Source organism: Exiguobacterium sp. MMG028, from assembly GCF_027947425.1.
Classification (GTDB): Bacteria; Bacillota; Bacilli; order Exiguobacteriales; family Exiguobacteriaceae; genus Exiguobacterium; species Exiguobacterium aestuarii_A.
The window spans coordinates 26,813-43,674 of the sequence record NZ_JAQJIN010000007.1; the positions used below are offsets into that span (position 1 = coordinate 26,813).

Consider the following 16,862-nt stretch of genomic DNA (forward strand, 5'->3'; position numbering starts at 1 on the left):
AGTTATCGTTTTGTGTAACCTTCTTTATTTGTTTGGCGTTCACGTGCAATCGCGAGCGCCTCTTCCGGTACGTCATTTGTAATCGTCGAACCGGCTGCGACAATCGCACCTTTTCCGACTTTTACCGGGGCAATCAAGTTGACGTTACAGCCGACGAACGCATCGTCTTCTACCACTGTCTCGAACTTGTTTTTGCCGTCATAGTTGACCGTGATTGATCCACAACCTAAGTTGACACGTTCGCCGATTGATGCATCCCCGATGTAGCTCAAGTGCGAAGCTTTCGCACCGTCACCAAACGACGATTTTTTAATCTCGACGAAGTTTCCGACGCGTGTGTTCGCACCAAGTACAGCTTGTTGGCGCAAGTGAGCGAACGGTCCGACCTGAGCCGCTTCACCGATTTTGCTATCTGTCACGACAGACTGACGCACGACTGCATGATCTTCAATCACACTGTTGCGGATGTCTGAGTTCGGTCCGATGACACATTCCGAACCAATTGTCGTCTTCCCAAGGATGACCGTACCCGGATAGATGATTGTATCCGAACCAATCACCACATCTGGAGAAATATACGTCGATGCCGGGTCCATGAACGTGACACCTTCACGCATGAGACGTTCGTTCGTGCGTTTGCGCATGATTGCTTCCGCCTGTGACAAGGCAACGCGGTCATTGACCCCGATTGTCTCATCAAACGTTGGCGCTGTATGTGCTGCGACGACTTCGCCAGCTTCTTTCGCAATCGAGATGACGTCAGGCAAGTAGTATTCGCCTTGCGCGTTATTGTTTCCGACTTGTTTGAGTGCGTCGAACAATAACTCGTTATCGAACACGTACGTTCCCGTATTGATTTCATTGATGGCAAGTTCTGTCTCAGAAGCATCTTTATGCTCAACGACTTTCGTCACGTTCCCATCTTCACCACGAACGACACGACCGTATCCTGTCGCATCGTCTGCAATCGCAGTCAACACAGTAACTTTAGCTTGTTGCGCTTCGTGATGAGCGAGAAGGGCTTCCAACGTTTCTGCCGTTAGTAACGGTGTATCTCCACAGACGACAAGTGTCGCCCCTGCTTTACCCGCAAGCTCTGCTTCTGCCATTTGAACAGCATGCCCTGTTCCAAGTTGTTCTTCTTGGACCGCATATTCCACTCGTGTGCCGAGCGTATCTTGTACCGCTTCCGCCCCATGGCCAACGATTACGATTTGACGACTGACACCGATTTGGTCTAACTGGTCGACAACGTGCTCGACCATTGGTTTTCCTAGAACCGGATGAAGTACTTTATAAAGCTTCGACTTCATTCGCGTTCCTTTTCCTGCTGCCAAAATGACTGCAAAACGCTCCATTCTTCAATCGCTCCTATCTCACAACAGCTGTGATTGGTCTGTATAGTTCGGCTTTTCTACAACTAAATCCTATTTACACCGTTTCTACTATATCGAAACCATGCCTTCGTTTCAATAGTTGTACCATTCCTTAACCATTGAAACGCAAAAAAACAGCGGCAGGTAACCTAACCGCTGTTTACTATCATTCATTCATGCCATAAGAGACATGCTGTGGATCCAGTACATCCACTTCCATGTTGGAATAGGTTTCCAACACAGCAGCTTCAACTTTCTGTCGCATCTCCCCATTGATTGGATGCGCAATATCCCGAAAAATACCTTCTGGTGTCCGTTTGCTCGGCATGGCGACAAATAGACCGCTACTTCCTTCGATGATTCGAAGATCATGTACAACGAATTCATGGTCAAGTGTGATTGAGGCCAATGCTTTCATTCTGCCTTCCGTCGCGACTTTGCGAATTTTTACGTCTGTGATCTGCATGTTTCGCATCCCCTTTTCATCGTTGTCTACGCCATGGTGTGGTCTTCTCTAAGGTTCAGTTGATTTCGAACGAACGTCATGACTCGATATTGGTAACTCTATACCCTCTAATCATAAAACGAAATCAAAATTTTGCCAATCATTTTAGGAACTGTTCTACATTCCCCCGTGAAATGGTGACGAGACCTTCGTCCGAATCAACGTTTGTCAATTTCATTAAGCTGACGTATTCGCTAACCATCTTCTTTTCGGCGCCTTCCGCTTCCATCAAGACACCGACACCAGCCAGGTTCGCCTCGAATTCGTTTAAGAGACTCATCATCCCTCGAATCGTTCCCCCTGCTTTCATGAAATCGTCAATTAAGAGCACGTTCGCACCGCGTGGTAGACTGCGTCGTGCGAGCGCCATTGTACGAATCGCTTTCGACGATCCCGATACGTAGTTGATACTGACGGTTGACCCTTCTGTTACACGACTATCTGAACGAACGATGACGAATGGTACACCTAATTGTTCTGCGACAGCATAAGCAAGGGGGATCCCTTTCGTCGCAATCGTCATGACCACGTCGACTTTACGATCGGCGAATACAGACGCAAAGACTTGTCCCATCGGTTTCACCTGACTCGGATTGCCTAGTACATCTGTGAGGTAGAGATAGCCCCCAGGTAAGAGACGCTCCGGTTTTGATAATTGCTCACAGAGCGTATCAATCATCTCAAGCGATTTTTCTTTACTCCAGCCTGGGATAAACATGACGCCGCCCGCTGCACCAGGAACGGTCACAAGCTTTCCGATCCCGTCATGAGACAGCATTTCACTTACGATGACAAGGTCTTCACTGATCGACGACTTTGCGGCTTTATAGCGACTTGAAAACATCGACAACGAGACAAGCTGATGCGGATGGTCAAGCAAATAACGGGTCATATCGACGAGACGACCACTTCTACGAATTTTCATACGGATTCTCCTTCACATCTTCAATAATAAACGAATGTTCTATTGAGAATATATCACTTTCATTCGTTTTTGTTCAATGTCTTTTGCCGAGAATCCGAACGACGAACACTTCTGGGCAAAATCCTTTTAGACCGTTATAGATGCGATGCGCCTTTTGCTCATGCTCAATGAGCGCAAAGACAGTCGGTCCACTACCGCTCATGAGAACACCTTCTGCCCCACAATGCCGCATCGTTTCTTTGATTTGTTTTACTTCCGGATGAAGCTTAAGCGTCACACTCTCGAGTGAGTTTCCAAGATTTTCGCAAATCCCATGAAAATCTTTTTGACGAATCGCTTCTACCATGGCACCTGTGTTTGGATGATGAACTTCATCCATACGCACGGCGCGATACACATCTGCAGTCGATACTCCTAGCTTAGGCTTTCCGAGTACGACGTAGCATGGCGGCGGTGCCGGAATCATTTCTAACTGTTCACCACGACCTCGAGCAATGGCTGTGCCACCGATGACACAAAATGAAACGTCAGACCCAATCTCCGCACCGAGCTCTGCTAGCTCCTCTAATGACAAGTTTAACGAGAATAACTCGTTCATTCCACGAAGTGTCGCCGCTGCATCACTCGAGCCACCAGCAAGCCCAGCTGCCACTGGAATTTGTTTATCGAGTACAATCTCCACACCTTGTTGAATATTAAAACGCTCCCGCAACAACTCTGCTGCACGATATGCCAAGTTCCGATGATCATTCGGCACGTAAGCGTGCTCTGATTGAATCCGAATCTCATCCGAATCTAAAATCGTCAACTCTAAGCGGTCTGCTAAATCGACTGTCGTCATTACCATTTCTACTTCATGATAGCCGTCCGGACGCTTTCCGAGGACATCGAGCGTCAAATTAATTTTTGCCGGCGCTTTCACACTGATCGTGCGCATCACGTTCACCCTTCCCATTTGTCTCCTGTTCGACATTGTACCGTAAACAGGCGCACAAAAAAAGAAGCAGCTGCCAATGCATCCGCCCCTCATTTATAAATCAATTGCCGAATTCAATTTTAACTGTATCCGTTAGGACATCAGCGTAGCTATACGAGACACGTTCCACATTATGCAGGTCTTCATCCAATTTCACAACGAACACCGCAGGATATGTCTCAACGAGCGTTCCAAACCGAGTAACGACTTTCTTACGACCGCCGTTTGCTTTCAACGTCAATCGTTCACCAACATGCGATTCGAGTTTCTGTCTGATTTCTTGTAACGTCTTTGGCATACGCTTCACCTCACTGTTACAAGTATAGCATAATTGAATATGAAAATAAAGTTTAATATTATAACGACTCGTTTTAAGGTCGTCAACTATTTTTAAGTGGTAAAATTGTGTCAGACAATCGTGCGAATTCTTCTAGGCTTAACGTCTCTCCCCGACGTTTCGGATCGATTCCTGCCTCATGGAGCGCGCGTTCAAGTTCGACTTTGTGTTCTTTTCCAATATAGTTTGTTAAGTTGTTCAAAATGGTTTTACGACGTTGTGCGAAGCTTGCGCGTGCGATATCAAAGAAAAAGGCTTCGTCTTTCACCTGCACCGCCGGCTCTTTGCGCATACGGAGTGTAATGACTGCCGAATCGACGTTCGGTGCCGGGATAAACACGTTCTTTGGAACGACAAAACTGACTTCTGCCTCTGCGTAATACTGAATCGCAATCGATAGCGAACCGTATGCCTTCGTCCCAGGTTTCGCCCCAATCCGCTCTGCCACTTCTTTTTGAATCATCATCACGAGCGCGCGGAATTTCACACCACTTTCAAGCAATCGCATGATAATCGGTGTGGTGACATAGTATGGTAAGTTGGCAACAACCGAGATGTCTTCAATGCCTTCTTTCAAAAATTCTTGCTCTACAATCTCACGTAAATTTAATTCTAAAGCATCTCCATGGATGACTTTCACGTGAGGATACGGAGACATCGTATCATCCAGAATCGGTAAAAGACGCTGATCGATTTCAAGCGCCACGACTTTCTTGGCACGCTTGGCCGATTGCTCAGTCAACGAACCGATCCCTGGTCCGATTTCGAGGACACCACTCGATTCACTGAGTTCTGCCGCACCGACAATCTTACTTAAAATATTTAAATCGATTAAAAAGTTTTGACCGAGCGATTTTTTAAATGAAAAACCATGTCGCTCTAAAATGGCTTTCGTTCGTTGGATTGTTGCAATATCTTTCAACCCTGTTCCTCCTCTAATTGAGCAAGTGCTTGCTCCCACTCTTCGACTGTGACGCCGAGCGCCTCGACTCGTTTCACGAATTGTTTCGCATTCGGCTCACCGATTCGAAGCAATACACCGAGTCGCTTCCGACGTTTCGCTGCCGCTTCTCCACCGATCAAATCCGCGTCTAACACCATTTTCCGCGTGACAATCGGCTGGTTCGTTTCAACACGTGGTTCAAATACGGCGCGTAAGACACGACGAAGCGACTCCGGGCTCGCATGTTCCACTCCGATTTTCCCACGTTTCCCTTTTGCCTCAGCACGTGGCAGATGGGCATGCTTACACCCTTTGACCCGCTCTTCGACGATTGCTCGAATACGGTCTCCCGGATAATCCGGATCGGTCAAAATGATGACCCCACGCTTCTCTTGTGCACGGCGAATTCGTTCAATCGTCTGATCAGATACGGCAGAGCCGTTCGTCTCAATCGTATCGACCTCAAACACTTCCTGAAGTCGTGCCGTGTCGTCACGTCCTTCTACGACGATAATTTCTTGTATTTTCTCACGCATTGTCTGTTCCTTCTTTCTCTTCTTCCTGCTTTGGAATGACCCAAATGGTAAGCGGCTTGCGACCAAACGTCACAGCCTCCTCCAACTCATCCATCATGATGTCGATTTTTTGACCTTTGATTGCACTTCCCGTATCTAGCGCAATCGCCATGCCAATCCCTTCCACATACACGCGGGTACCGAGAGGAATGATTGCCGGGTCGACGGCAATGATACGCATACCCTCGAAGAGAATCGTATCCGTCACATCATAACCGCTTCTTGTCAGTACTCGTCCGTCATACGTCACCGTATCTTCTGGATTGTTCGTGTAAGCTGTTGCTTCTACGAGTAACTGCTTCGCGGATGAGAAATCTAACACATCGTCCGTTTTCGGTGGCTCTGCTATCTCGACTTCAGCTTCCGGGATGAATGGGCTCGACTCGTCCGCTGTCGTAGGCTCTGTAACGGGCTCTGTGACCTTTTTCGTCCCGACTTTGATGATCTGTGGCATTGCTTTACGTAACGTCTCGACATCCGTTTTCGTACGATTTGTAATTGTACCATTTTCCACAGTAAGTGCATACCTTGTCCGTTCGAGTCCAGGAACTCCGACCTGCACGGTTTGCTTCACACCTTCTTCTAGCGTGTCATCCTCTTCCTCAACCATATCGTACGGAATCAATTGACTCTCGTATTGAACGACGTCACGATTCGTATTGACCGTGATCGTCAGGCCATCCCGTATCGGTGTCGATGCGTCTGGTAGCACCGTATCACGTTCTGTCACGTCAACATTCGCTTCTCTTAATAATTGCGCTACATCCGTTGCCATCGTATAGATGGTCGACGCATCTTGCCCGACGATTAAATTGACGGCAACAACCGGCTGGTAGCGAATTGTCATCCCATTCGTGACGGCAGTACGCACAGACGGATAAACCGTATCTCCGTCCCGTACAGTCACCCCGTACCGCAATAAGACGTCCTCTACGGTCCGCTCTCTCGTTTGAATGACTTCTGTTTGTCCGTATCCGATTTGAAGCGAAACCTCATGTGAACGTTCGATTCGAATGAGTCGATCTTCCGGAACGTCCTCACTCAATGCCGGAGTAACGTAATCCGTTTCGTCTAATGTGATATTCAATTCCTCGAGTACCTCGAGGACGGAATCAGCCCGTGTCTCATGCTCAATTACCACGCCATCATCGATGACCTTGATCGGTTCAGGTTGCAACATGACGTATGCGACAGACGCAGTCACAATCACGCCTATACTGGCGAATACACGCTTGATCATGGGAGGCGGAACAGTTTCTTCGCGTTGACCGTCGTCGCTTCTGCCAACTCCTCATACGAGATGTCTCGAAGTGACGCGATTTCTTCCGCAACGTACTTCACATAGGCCGGTTCGTTTCGTTTTCCGCGGAACGGAGTCGGCGTCAAGTATGGGCAGTCCGTTTCGACAAGAAGACGATCTAACGGTACTTCTTGTGCGACTTGTTTTGGAACTTTCGCATTTTTAAACGTGACCGGTCCTCCTAAAGAAATATAGAAGTTCAAGTCTAGGCAACGAGGGAGAAGTTCTACTGACATGCTGTAACTATGGAAGACCCCACCGACTTCTTCTGCATGTTCTTCTTCCAAAATATCGAGCACGTCTGCCGTTGCTTCGCGGTTATGGATGACGATTGGCATATTTGTCCGTTTCGCGATGGCAATCTGTTGACGGAATAGGCGCTGTTGTACATCTTTCGGTGACTTATCCCAATGATAGTCGAGACCGATTTCACCGAGTGCCATCACTTTTGGGTGACTCATGAGTGTTTCGATCCGTTCTAAATCCGCATCCGTACAGTCAATCGCATCGACCGGGTGCCATCCGACGATGGCATAGATGTCTTCATATGTTTCGGCTAGCTCGATGGCTCGGTCGATGGTCGGCGTATCAAATCCGACGACGAGTAGCGGAGAAACGCCGGCTTCTCTTGCCCGCTCAATCGTCTCCTCCACATCTTCATTGAACTGCTCCGCATTAATGTGCGTGTGTGTATCAATCAACATCTTGGTTCCTCCTTAGAAAAAGAGAGGGAGACCGTGGTCTCCCCCATTTCATTATTTGACGATGGCACCGTTCGGCATTTGATCAGAGACTGTCGCAAGTTCTAACTTGCCGTCACGGTCCGCAGCTAAAATCATCCCTTGTGATAATTCTCCACGGAGCTTGACTGGTTTCAAGTTTGCGACAACGATCACTTTCTTGCCAACTAAATCTTCAGGGGCATACCATTCAGCAATACCTGACACGATTTGACGCGTCTCTTTCCCGAGATCGACTTGAAGTTTCAACAGTTTTTTCGCTTTTTTGATCTTATCAGCTTCCACGATTTGACCGACACGGAATTCGACCTGATCAAAGACATCAATTGTGATTTCAGGACGAACGTCTTCATCGACTTCTTCTGTCGCTGTCTCCGTTTCCTCAATCCGCGCTTTCGATGCTTGACGCATCATTTCTTGGATCGCATCCACTTCTTCCTTCACGTCACGACGTGGGAAGATTGGTGTCCCGTCTGTCACGACAGCGTTATTGAAGTCGGCAAACGTCTCTAACGCTTCCCAAGACATGTCTTCCCCTTCGAGTCCGAGTTGACGGAACATTTCTTTCGGTGCACGTGTCATGAACGGTTGAATCATGATGGCAACGTGACGAAGTACGCCCGCGAGGTGTGTCATGACAGAAGCGAGTTCTTCGCGCTTCGATTCATCTTTCACGAGTACCCATGGCTGTGTCTCATCAATATATTTATTCGCACGGCTGACGAGCTGCCAGATGTTTGTGAGAGCGACCGAAAACTCCATGTGTTCCATGGCTTCTTCTGTTTTACGAGTCGTTTCTTTCACCATGCTCAATAACGCGTCATCAAACGCTGTGACATTTCCGTTGTACGCCGGAATATTCCCGTCGAAATACTTTTTGATCATCGCAATCGTACGATTCAATAAGTTCCCGAGATCGTTCGCTAAATCAAAGTTCAAGCGATCGACGAACGCTTCCGGTGTGAACGTACCGTCTGCTCCGAATGGTACTTCACGAAGAAGATAGTAACGAACAGAATCAAGTCCGTAGCGGTCAATCAACGGAATCGGATCTACCACGTTTCCTTTTGATTTCGACATCTTCCCGTCTTTCATGAGCAACCAACCATGCGCAAACACTTGTTTTGGTAATGGAAGGTCAAGCGCCATTAAGAGAGCTGGCCAAATAATCGTATGGAAACGAACGATTTCCTTTCCGACTAAATGGACATCTGCCGGCCAATAGCGATTGAAGAGCTCGTCGTTGTCTGTCCCGTACCCGAGTGACGAGATATAGTTCGTGAGCGCGTCGACCCATACGTAAACGACGTGTTTTGGGTTCGATGGGACTTGTACGCCCCAGTCAAATGTCGTACGTGATACCGCTAAATCTTGAAGACCTGGCTTCAAGAAGTTATTGATCATCTCTGTCTTACGAGATTCTGGCAAGATGAAATCAGGATGTGACTCGAAATATTCAATCAAGCGATCCGCATATTTGCTGAGACGGAAGAAATAGCACTCTTCGCGCACGAGCTCGACCGGATGTCCGCTGTCAGGACTTTTTCCATCGACAAGCTGAGACTCTGTATAATACGTCTCATCTGGTACAGAATACCATCCTTCATATTCACCAAGATAAATGTCTCCATTTTTAAGTAACGTTTCAAAGACGTGTTCGACAACCTTCTTATGACGGTCTTCTGTCGTACGGATGTAATCATCGTATGAGATCTCAAGACGGTCCCATAAGACTTTGATTTCTTCTACAACTTCATCAACGAAGGCTTGTGGCGTCACGCCTGCTTCTTTCGCCTTTTCTTGAATCTTTTGACCATGCTCATCCGTTCCCGTCAAATAGCGGACGTCAAATCCTTTTAAACGTTTGTAGCGAGCAACCGCATCACCTGCTACCGTGGTATATGCGTGTCCGATATGCAATTTTGCACTCGGATAATAAATTGGGGTTGTAATATAAAAAGTCGGCTTCGCCATGATTTATTCTCCATCCTTTCGACATATGCAATTCTCATTATACACGGTTCGACAAAAGAATTTCCAAACCTAATTGTTTGGAATTATTTTGCGTTTAATTCGTCATAAATGTTCCAAAAATACCCTTTCTTTGTTTCAAGTTCAAACTATCGGGGAAATTTAGGTATATATCGCTCTTGATTCGACAAATTTCGAAAAATTGCTTTTCCAGATAGTAAGCAGTTGACTGCAATTGGAAAGTTTAGTATGCTTTTTGCTGTAGTCACATTGTCGAATTTTGACGATTCATGTCACCACGAGATTTCGACACCATTGGAGGAGGAAACACAAATGAAATCTACAGGTATTGTACGTAAGGTTGATGAGCTTGGTCGTGTCGTTATTCCAATCGAATTGCGCCGTACACTTGGGATCGCAGAAAAAGATGCTCTCGAGATTTACGTCGACAACGATCAAATCGTTTTGAAAAAATATAAGCCAAACATGACTTGCCAAGTTACAGGTGAAGTATCAGACGATAACTTCAAATTGGCAGATGGCAAACTCATCTTGTCACCAGAAGGCGCACAACGTGTTCTCGTTGAATTGAAGAACATGCTCGAAAACTACTACAGCGAAGAGTAAGCAAGGATTTCCTTGCTTACTCTTTTTTGTGCAGTTGATGATACGCATCATATACATCGTTTCGTGATTCACCACGGTCTTTTGCGGTCTGCTTAATGGCCGCATTCGGCTTCAGTCCCTCTTCTATATAATGAACAACATGTTCATAGACAGAGAGCGCTTCCCACCACATTGTCGTAGGTGCCGCTTCTGTTGCACCGCTCACAAGAACGACAAACTCCCCGCGTACTTCACCTTCGCACCACTGTAACGCTTCATCGACTGACCCTCTCAAAAACTCTTCGAACGTTTTGGTTAACTCTCTACCTAATACGAGCTGACGGTTACCAAACACTTGTCGAATCGCCGTTAACATTTCCTTTAGTCGATGAGGGGCTTCATAAAAAACAATCGTGCCCGGCTCATATTGAATCGATTCGAGGACATCGATGCGATCTTTCTTTTTACGTGGCAAAAAACCGTAATAGAGGAAACGTTCTGTCGGAAGACCTGAAGCAACCAATGCCGTAAGTGCTGCATTGGCACCTGGTAAGACGACCACCGGAATGTTTGCCTCGATGGCTAACCGTACGAGATCACTCCCCGGATCTGAAATACCAGGCATTCCAGCATCCGAAACAACCGCAACCGACTTTCCAGCCAAGAGATCTTCCATCAGTCTCGGTCCACTTACTTCTTTGTTGTGTTCATGATAGCTAATCAGTTTTGTTGGAATTTCAAAGTGGCGACAAAGCTTCATCGTTTGGCGAGTGTCTTCCGCTGCGATTAAATCCACTTCTTGAAGCGTTCGCACCGCTCGATATGTCATATCTTCTAAATTGCCGATTGGCGTTGGTACGACATACAACGTTGGTTGTTCAGTTTGATAACTCTTCTGTGAATTCATTAGTCGTCCCCTCCATCAACTTCTCTTTTTGCGCGCGGGTCAATTGTTTAATGGACCATTCGTATTGCATGGCCTCCCGTTTCGTATCGAACGATTGCACATACCGAAGTCGTACGGGAAGGCGAGCTTTCGTATACTTCGCCCCTTTCCCGGCATTATGTGCAATGATTCTCTTTTCCACATTCGTTGTATAGCCTGTATAATACGTCCCGTCCTGACATTCCACGATATACGCATAATGTTTAGGCATCGAGAATGGCTCGCATCGCTTCCGTATACGTATCGTCTTCTTCATATACAACAAATGGTGGTAAAATTTTAAGACCTGCTTTTCCATCTTTCGATCCCTCGATTAATAACGTATTCGCTTCGCGTCCAGCTTTCGGATATACGAGCTGCATTCGCTTCGGTTCAATTCGGTAGGTACGCATCAATGTCAGGATATCGAGTAAACGTTCTGGCCGATGCACGAACGCCACTTTCCCTCCTGGTTTGACGAGTTGGCTAGCCGTTTTAATACAATCTTCTAGCGTGCACAACACCTCATGGCGTGCAATGGTATGATGTTCGTTTTGATTCCGCAATGACGTTTCATTTGCTAGAAAATACGGGGGGTTACACGTGACCACATCATAACGAGCGTGCCCGAGTTGTGCCGCTGCCGCTTTGACGTCCCCCTCTACAACTTGAATTCGATTTTCGAGACGATTGACCGCCATGCTTCGATTCGCCATATCGACGAGTTTCGATTGAATCTCTACACCTGTAATCGTTCCTTTTGTACGATACGACAAGAAAAGTGGGATTGCTCCCGTACCGGCGCACAAATCGACCAATTGCCCTTTTTGAATCGGTACCCATACAAACTCCGCCAGTAGTACCGCATCTAATGAAAACGAGAACACATCGTCACTTTGAATAATCTTGCCAGGGCGTCCAAGCAGATCATCAAGGCGCTCTCCATCCTTTACCGTTACCATTGTTTCCTCCTTCTATAAAAGAAAGGCGACGGATAGGGAATCCCTATCTATCGCCCCGTATTAATGTTTATTGAGCATCGACAAACAGAAGAGACAATCCCCATCTTTTCGTACCTGTCCGTAATGGAGGTTACAAATATGGAATCCTTCTTGATACAGCGCAGCCAAATTGTTCTGCCCTTTTCCAGACAATGCGATTTGTGAATCACCATTTGTCGTATCAACTTCTGCCAATTGTTCGACTTTTTCGCGCAAGTGATGATTCTCTAGATACATATGCTGATTCTCTTCAAGCAAATAGGCGAGCTGTTCTTTTAATACGCCTAAGTGCTCCGTTAAGAGTTGCATCTGTTGCTCGATCGCATCTACACGCATCATCACTTCTTTTTTGTCCATTCTTTCCACTGCTCAGCACCCCATCACTGTTTTGACGGTTTTCGTTTAATCGCACCCACTTCAACAAGTTCATCAATCGTATATGTGACGACACGCGTCCGATCGTGAAGTTCAACTTGAATAAGTTGGTCCAAAATGTTGAGACCGATTACACGACCATCACCTTCTGGAATTTTGATTCGCTTGCCGACGTCTGGTAAATCGCGTTTTAATTCTTCGTATGTGTCATTCTCATATTTTAAACAGCACATCAAACGACCACACACTCCAGAAATTTTATTCGGATTTAACGAAAGATTCTGGTCTTTGGCCATTTTGATGGAAACTGGTTCAAACTCCCCAAGAAATGACGAACAACAAAGAACTCGACCACATGGTCCAATCCCACTTAGTAGCTTCGCTTCGTCACGAACACCGATTTGTCGGAGTTCGATCCGTGTCCGAAACACGCTAGCCAAGTCCTTTACCAATTCTCGAAAGTCGACGCGACCCTCGGCAGTAAAATAAAAGATCACTTTATTGCGATCAAATGTATACTCAACATCGACTAACTTCATGTCTAATTGATGTTCTCGAATTTTTTCTTCACAGACGGCGTGAGCATCAACGGCTGCCAGTCGATTATCGCGTACGATATCCGCATCCTTTTGGTCCGCGACGCGAAGGATTGTCTTCAACGGCATGACGACTTCATCTTCGCCGAGCTTTTTATCGACTTGGACGACTTCGCCATACTCAATGCCACGTACCGTTTCAACGATGACATGTTCCCCACGTTTAAGCGTTGCATCGCCTGGTGAAAAGTAATAGATTTTTCCCGCTTCTTTAAAGCGGACTCCAACTACTTCAAGCACGCGCTTCTATCCTTTCTGCAAATCGAACGAAAGTCGTTCGAAAGTTAATTGAGGATTGACGTTTGCCTCGAGACGTCGAATTGCCGCATGCACACTTTCAATTGCATGTGTGAGTTTAGAGACAGATCGATTCTGAATAAATGCGTTATATAAAGCCGCCTCGTTCTTAAATAGCTTTGGAGTATACGTATCTCGCACTTTGAGATGAAGTGCCTCCTCTAACCAATGTTCGAATAATTCGAGGCCAACTCGTAACTCATTTCGTCCTTTAAAATGTCCTAACCATTTTTCCTGGGCGAACAAGAGCAACTCTTGAGGTCGTTTCGTCAATACTTCAATTAATTGTACCACTAGCCCATACGCCTGTACAAACCACTCCTGCTCAACTGCTTCTTTCGCATCATCCCATTTTGGATAAACGGTTAAAGCAAGGTAAGCCAAATCGTACGTACACGACAATTCTTCTGACATCGTTTGTGCTAACTTCGCGCGGTCAATCGGGCGAAAAGCAAGTTGTTGAGCTCGCGAACGAATCGTTGGAAGAAGTAACTGTGGTTGTGTCGTCACCAAAATAGCAAGTTTTCCCACACCTGGTTCTTCAAAGAACTTCAATAAACTATTTGCCGCTTGAGTCGTCATCTTATGAGCTTGATGGATGACATACACTTGGCGATCTCCTTCAGCACCTCGTAATGATAGGTCGCTGAGTAATTGTTGAATCTGTTCTTTTTTAATGCTAGCTCCGTCCGGCTCCACTTCGATATAGTCAACAATGTTTTTTGAATCCATGCGTCGACAATTTCGACACACTCCACACGGTTCTGCTCCTTGTGGGGATTCACAAAACAAGGCTTTCGCAAACAATGTGGCTGTTTCAATTAAGTATGGTTCATAATCGCCCGAAAAGATGTACGCATGCCCAACTTTATTCGAAATGATTGAATTTTGAATGATTCGAGCAACAACTGTTTGCGACTCATTTAATTCCTGAAAACGCATATGCCCAACTCCCATTAAAACTGATAGAATCCTTCAATCGGCAAGACGAATACAGTCGCACCTCCAACTTGTACTTCGACCGGATAAGGAATATACGAATCAGCATGTCCTCCCATTGGAGAGATTGGCGTAATCATTTGATCGCGACTCGAACAGTTCGATTGAATCACATCCATTAAATCATCGAGGCGTTCCTGTGGAATACCCATCATGAACGTTGTATTCCCCTCTTTTAAAAATCCGCCTGTTGTAGCTAATTTCGTTGCACGAAAATCTTGTTCGACCAATGCGTCAGACAAACGTGCGCTATCCTTATCATGTACAATTGCAATTACCATTTTCATCATTGTTGTACGCCTCCTTGTTGTAATCGTTCTATTGTATAATCGAGTACCTCATCTTGAATACATTCAATCGATTGATCGGCATCAACTCGGATGATTCGTTCTGGGTACTGTTTAAGTAACGTTTGAAATCCTTCGTAAACACGCTCATGGAACGCTTGATCACGACTTTCAATCCGATCGAGTTGCCCTCGATCTTTCATTCGTGCATTCGCTCTTTCAGGGCTTAAATCAAACAAGAAAGTCAAATCCGGTGTCAAACCGTTCGTTGCCCATTCATTCAGCGATTGGATTTGATCAAGGTCATATTGTAAACCGTATCCTTGATAAGCAATAGATGCATCGATGAATCGATCACACAGAACGATTGCCCCTCGCTCCAATGCCGGACGAATCACTTGTTCCACATTTTGTGCTCGTGAAGCAGCATAAAGCATCATTTCCACTCGTGGTGTCATCTCATGATGATCCGGGGATAATAAGACTTCGCGGATTTGATTGCCCACAGTTGTTCCTCCAGGTTCACGGGTTACAACGATGTCATATCCTTTTTGTTTTAGACTCTCGACTAATAGTTGAAGTTGTGTAGACTTACCTGATCCATCTGGTCCTTCAACCGTTATAAACATTCCGCTCACTTTTTAAAACTCCTCTACAATAACGTCAATTTGCTCTATCATAACATGCTTACTTGCTTGAAGCTTCCTCCCTAAGGAAATCCACTCTAGGAGCACACGTATTTTTTCCTCGGTAATCCGCTCTCCTTTTAGAATCCACGGAATGCCTGGCGGATATGGAATCACCGTTTCTGCTGAAACACATCCGATTGCCTGATTGAAGGATACACGTCGTACTTGCTCATCCCCTATTAACGTATAAAGTTCAGATACACGTTGTGTTTGAGGGAAAGGAAAAATCGTTTCATCCTCATCAATGATTGGCACATGTGTAGCGGCTTTTTTAATTAATTTAATCCAATGCTCAATTTCCTGCTTTGTTATTTCCCTTAATGGCAAACAGAATAACACATGATCCACTGCAGCTAATTCAATATCGATTCCGATTGATGCAAGATGTTCACTAAAGACTAATCCATTTTTCGGATACGTCATGACAGTTACTTTCGTAAAATCGTCCCCCACTTTGACAGTAAAACCTGCACGCTTCAGCTCAAGCACAAAATGAGCATGACTCTTTTGAATAGAAGACCATGCTTCGTCCGTTAGACTTTCTAAATAGGACCGTGCATAGTCTAATGAAGCCATAATAAGATAAGAAGGACTTGATGTCTGAAATGAAGATAATGCATGCTTTAACCGAATTTCATCGATGTCTTCTTTATAATGAATCCAAGCTCCCATCGTCAATGCAGGTAGCGTTTTATGTGCAGACTGTACAACTGCACTCGCTCCCTCAAAAATCGCAGACCGCTGAAGCAATTTAGGATGAATTAAATGGGCACCATGTGCTTCATCGACGAGTAATGGAATCTCAAGTGAAGACAAATAATTTGAAATCGCACGAATATCGGCCATGTCTCCATAGTACGTAGGAGACGTTAACATGACGGCTCGTCCTCCCGGGAATTCTTGAACAGCCTGTTCAATCGTTTCTAATGTCACCACGGTTGGAATTCCTGTCCCACGTTCAATTGTAGGTGTTAATAGGATTGGTTCTAACCCTAGCCATTCAATTGCGTTCCAAACCGACTTATGTGAGTTTCGTTGAACGTATACTCGCTCACCACGTTTTACAGTTGCCGCAAGCATGCTCCAATTTCCAACAGTTGAACCATTGACGAGCCACTTACTTTTACTTTCATACAGTTTACCCAATGCTTTTTCAGCTTGATCGATAATCCCAGAAGCGTCATGCAAATCATCTAAATGTGCCAGTTCCGTCAGGTCATATGGCATCACCTTGGCAAATGCACTCGGTAACGTATGATTAGTCACGGTACCATTATGATGCCCCGGGACGTGAAAAGATACGCGATGTTCACTCACATGCTGTTCTAGAGTCTCTAGAAATGTAAAAGGATTTTTCCGAGAAGGAGCCATCTGTTATTCCTCCTTAACTATTGACTATGAAAAAAAGACGATCAAGCATATGCTTGATCGTCTACTGC

20 protein-coding genes are annotated in these 16,862 nt (G+C 45.7%); 1 reads left to right on the top strand and 19 read right to left on the bottom strand.

The features are described from left to right. Nucleotides 1-2: 2 nt before the first annotated feature. The 10 genes from glmU to metG form a co-directional block, all read right to left on the bottom strand. The gene (gene glmU / locus PJK55_RS14340; RefSeq protein ID WP_214761674.1) at nucleotides 3-1,358 is read right to left on the bottom strand and encodes a bifunctional UDP-N-acetylglucosamine diphosphorylase/glucosamine-1-phosphate N-acetyltransferase GlmU; all 1,356 of its coding nucleotides are present in this window, start codon (nucleotides 1,356-1,358) and stop codon (nucleotides 3-5) included. Between the two features lie 184 nt (nucleotides 1,359-1,542). Then, a complete protein-coding gene (gene spoVG, locus PJK55_RS14345) occupies nucleotides 1,543-1,842 on the bottom strand; it encodes a septation regulator SpoVG (RefSeq protein WP_271306214.1) in 300 nt (99 codons plus the stop codon). Between the two features lie 139 nt (nucleotides 1,843-1,981). Further along, nucleotides 1,982-2,806, bottom strand: a complete 825-nt coding sequence (gene purR, locus PJK55_RS14350; protein WP_271306215.1) for a pur operon repressor — start codon at nucleotides 2,804-2,806, stop codon at nucleotides 1,982-1,984. Nucleotides 2,807-2,879: 73 nt separating this feature from the next. Beyond that, complete coding sequence (ispE, locus tag PJK55_RS14355; protein ID WP_214761693.1) at nucleotides 2,880-3,743, bottom strand: 4-(cytidine 5'-diphospho)-2-C-methyl-D-erythritol kinase; 864 nt, start codon at nucleotides 3,741-3,743, stop codon at nucleotides 2,880-2,882. 100 nt (nucleotides 3,744-3,843) lie between these two features. Then, nucleotides 3,844-4,080 (bottom strand): Veg family protein, encoded by a 237-nt coding sequence (locus PJK55_RS14360; RefSeq protein WP_012727736.1) that lies wholly within the window; start codon nucleotides 4,078-4,080, stop codon nucleotides 3,844-3,846. 82 nt (nucleotides 4,081-4,162) lie between these two features. Next, the gene (gene rsmA, locus PJK55_RS14365) at nucleotides 4,163-5,041 is read right to left on the bottom strand and encodes a 16S rRNA (adenine(1518)-N(6)/adenine(1519)-N(6))-dimethyltransferase RsmA (protein ID WP_214749825.1); all 879 of its coding nucleotides are present in this window, start codon (nucleotides 5,039-5,041) and stop codon (nucleotides 4,163-4,165) included. Next, on the bottom strand, nucleotides 5,038-5,598 hold the full coding sequence (rnmV, locus tag PJK55_RS14370; protein WP_224863722.1) for a ribonuclease M5: 561 nt from the start codon (nucleotides 5,596-5,598) through the stop codon (nucleotides 5,038-5,040). The genes rsmA and rnmV overlap by 4 nt, the downstream gene beginning before the upstream one ends. Continuing rightward, nucleotides 5,591-6,877: a 3D domain-containing protein gene (locus tag PJK55_RS14375; RefSeq protein ID WP_271306216.1), complete on the bottom strand. Its 1,287-nt coding sequence runs from the start codon at nucleotides 6,875-6,877 to the stop codon at nucleotides 5,591-5,593. The genes rnmV and PJK55_RS14375 overlap by 8 nt, the downstream gene beginning before the upstream one ends. Continuing rightward, nucleotides 6,874-7,641, bottom strand: coding sequence for a TatD family hydrolase (locus tag PJK55_RS14380; RefSeq protein ID WP_271306217.1), 768 nt, complete (start codon nucleotides 7,639-7,641; stop codon nucleotides 6,874-6,876). Before PJK55_RS14380 ends, PJK55_RS14375 begins: the two co-directional genes overlap by 4 nt. A gap of 51 nt (nucleotides 7,642-7,692) precedes the next feature. Next, a complete protein-coding gene (gene metG / locus PJK55_RS14385; protein WP_074036582.1) occupies nucleotides 7,693-9,651 on the bottom strand; it encodes a methionine--tRNA ligase in 1,959 nt (652 codons plus the stop codon). A gap of 330 nt (nucleotides 9,652-9,981) precedes the next feature. Between metG and PJK55_RS14390 the strand changes: the two genes are divergently transcribed. Then, complete coding sequence (locus tag PJK55_RS14390; protein WP_012727742.1) at nucleotides 9,982-10,275, top strand: AbrB/MazE/SpoVT family DNA-binding domain-containing protein; 294 nt, start codon at nucleotides 9,982-9,984, stop codon at nucleotides 10,273-10,275. 16 nt (nucleotides 10,276-10,291) lie between these two features. On the opposite strand, the gene rsmI is transcribed toward PJK55_RS14390, so the two are convergent. From rsmI to PJK55_RS14435, 9 genes are read right to left on the bottom strand one after another with little or no spacing between them, the layout of a single operon-like run. Next, nucleotides 10,292-11,161, bottom strand: coding sequence for a 16S rRNA (cytidine(1402)-2'-O)-methyltransferase (rsmI, locus tag PJK55_RS14395; RefSeq protein ID WP_271306218.1), 870 nt, complete (start codon nucleotides 11,159-11,161; stop codon nucleotides 10,292-10,294). Continuing rightward, nucleotides 11,133-11,411 (bottom strand): GIY-YIG nuclease family protein, encoded by a 279-nt coding sequence (locus PJK55_RS14400; protein ID WP_214749818.1) that lies wholly within the window; start codon nucleotides 11,409-11,411, stop codon nucleotides 11,133-11,135. The genes rsmI and PJK55_RS14400 overlap by 29 nt, the downstream gene beginning before the upstream one ends. After that, complete coding sequence (locus PJK55_RS14405; RefSeq protein ID WP_214697164.1) at nucleotides 11,404-12,141, bottom strand: tRNA1(Val) (adenine(37)-N6)-methyltransferase; 738 nt, start codon at nucleotides 12,139-12,141, stop codon at nucleotides 11,404-11,406. The genes PJK55_RS14400 and PJK55_RS14405 overlap by 8 nt, the downstream gene beginning before the upstream one ends. A gap of 60 nt (nucleotides 12,142-12,201) precedes the next feature. Further along, on the bottom strand, nucleotides 12,202-12,537 hold the full coding sequence (gene yabA, locus PJK55_RS14410; RefSeq protein ID WP_012727746.1) for a DNA replication initiation control protein YabA: 336 nt from the start codon (nucleotides 12,535-12,537) through the stop codon (nucleotides 12,202-12,204). 23 nt (nucleotides 12,538-12,560) lie between these two features. Then, nucleotides 12,561-13,391: a PSP1 domain-containing protein gene (locus tag PJK55_RS14415; RefSeq protein WP_074036570.1), complete on the bottom strand. Its 831-nt coding sequence runs from the start codon at nucleotides 13,389-13,391 to the stop codon at nucleotides 12,561-12,563. Nucleotides 13,392-13,397: 6 nt separating this feature from the next. Continuing rightward, nucleotides 13,398-14,390, bottom strand: coding sequence for a DNA polymerase III subunit delta' (locus PJK55_RS14420; RefSeq protein WP_224863712.1), 993 nt, complete (start codon nucleotides 14,388-14,390; stop codon nucleotides 13,398-13,400). Nucleotides 14,391-14,404: 14 nt separating this feature from the next. Next, entirely contained in the window at nucleotides 14,405-14,734 is a 330-nt protein-coding gene (locus PJK55_RS14425; protein WP_271306220.1) for a cyclic-di-AMP receptor, read from the bottom strand. Continuing rightward, nucleotides 14,734-15,372 (bottom strand): dTMP kinase, encoded by a 639-nt coding sequence (gene tmk / locus PJK55_RS14430; protein ID WP_083600200.1) that lies wholly within the window; start codon nucleotides 15,370-15,372, stop codon nucleotides 14,734-14,736. The genes PJK55_RS14425 and tmk overlap by 1 nt, the downstream gene beginning before the upstream one ends. Before the next feature lie 3 nt (nucleotides 15,373-15,375). Then, the gene (locus tag PJK55_RS14435) at nucleotides 15,376-16,794 is read right to left on the bottom strand and encodes an aminotransferase class I/II-fold pyridoxal phosphate-dependent enzyme (RefSeq protein WP_271306219.1); all 1,419 of its coding nucleotides are present in this window, start codon (nucleotides 16,792-16,794) and stop codon (nucleotides 15,376-15,378) included. Nucleotides 16,795-16,862 lie beyond the last annotated feature (68 nt).

Coding starts and splice junctions, on each gene's coding strand:
- glmU (WP_214761674.1), bottom strand. CDS start 1,358: ATGGAGCGTTTTGCAGTCATTTTGGCAGCAGGAAAAGGAACGCGAATG.
- spoVG (WP_271306214.1), bottom strand. CDS start 1,842: ATGCAGATCACAGACGTAAAAATTCGCAAAGTCGCGACGGAAGGCAGA.
- purR (WP_271306215.1), bottom strand. CDS start 2,806: ATGAAAATTCGTAGAAGTGGTCGTCTCGTCGATATGACCCGTTATTTG.
- ispE (WP_214761693.1), bottom strand. CDS start 3,743: ATGCGCACGATCAGTGTGAAAGCGCCGGCAAAAATTAATTTGACGCTC.
- PJK55_RS14360 (WP_012727736.1), bottom strand. CDS start 4,080: ATGCCAAAGACGTTACAAGAAATCAGACAGAAACTCGAATCGCATGTT.
- rnmV (WP_224863722.1), bottom strand. CDS start 5,598: ATGCGTGAGAAAATACAAGAAATTATCGTCGTAGAAGGACGTGACGAC.
- PJK55_RS14375 (WP_271306216.1), bottom strand. CDS start 6,877: ATGATCAAGCGTGTATTCGCCAGTATAGGCGTGATTGTGACTGCGTCT.
- PJK55_RS14380 (WP_271306217.1), bottom strand. CDS start 7,641: ATGTTGATTGATACACACACGCACATTAATGCGGAGCAGTTCAATGAA.
- metG (WP_074036582.1), bottom strand. CDS start 9,651: ATGGCGAAGCCGACTTTTTATATTACAACCCCAATTTATTATCCGAGT.
- PJK55_RS14390 (WP_012727742.1), top strand. CDS start 9,982: ATGAAATCTACAGGTATTGTACGTAAGGTTGATGAGCTTGGTCGTGTC.
- rsmI (WP_271306218.1), bottom strand. CDS start 11,161: ATGAATTCACAGAAGAGTTATCAAACTGAACAACCAACGTTGTATGTC.
- PJK55_RS14400 (WP_214749818.1), bottom strand. CDS start 11,411: ATGCCTAAACATTATGCGTATATCGTGGAATGTCAGGACGGGACGTAT.
- PJK55_RS14405 (WP_214697164.1), bottom strand. CDS start 12,141: ATGGTAACGGTAAAGGATGGAGAGCGCCTTGATGATCTGCTTGGACGC.
- yabA (WP_012727746.1), bottom strand. CDS start 12,537: ATGGACAAAAAAGAAGTGATGATGCGTGTAGATGCGATCGAGCAACAG.
- PJK55_RS14420 (WP_224863712.1), bottom strand. CDS start 14,390: ATGCGTTTTCAGGAATTAAATGAGTCGCAAACAGTTGTTGCTCGAATC.
- PJK55_RS14425 (WP_271306220.1), bottom strand. CDS start 14,734: ATGAAAATGGTAATTGCAATTGTACATGATAAGGATAGCGCACGTTTG.
- PJK55_RS14435 (WP_271306219.1), bottom strand. CDS start 16,794: ATGGCTCCTTCTCGGAAAAATCCTTTTACATTTCTAGAGACTCTAGAA.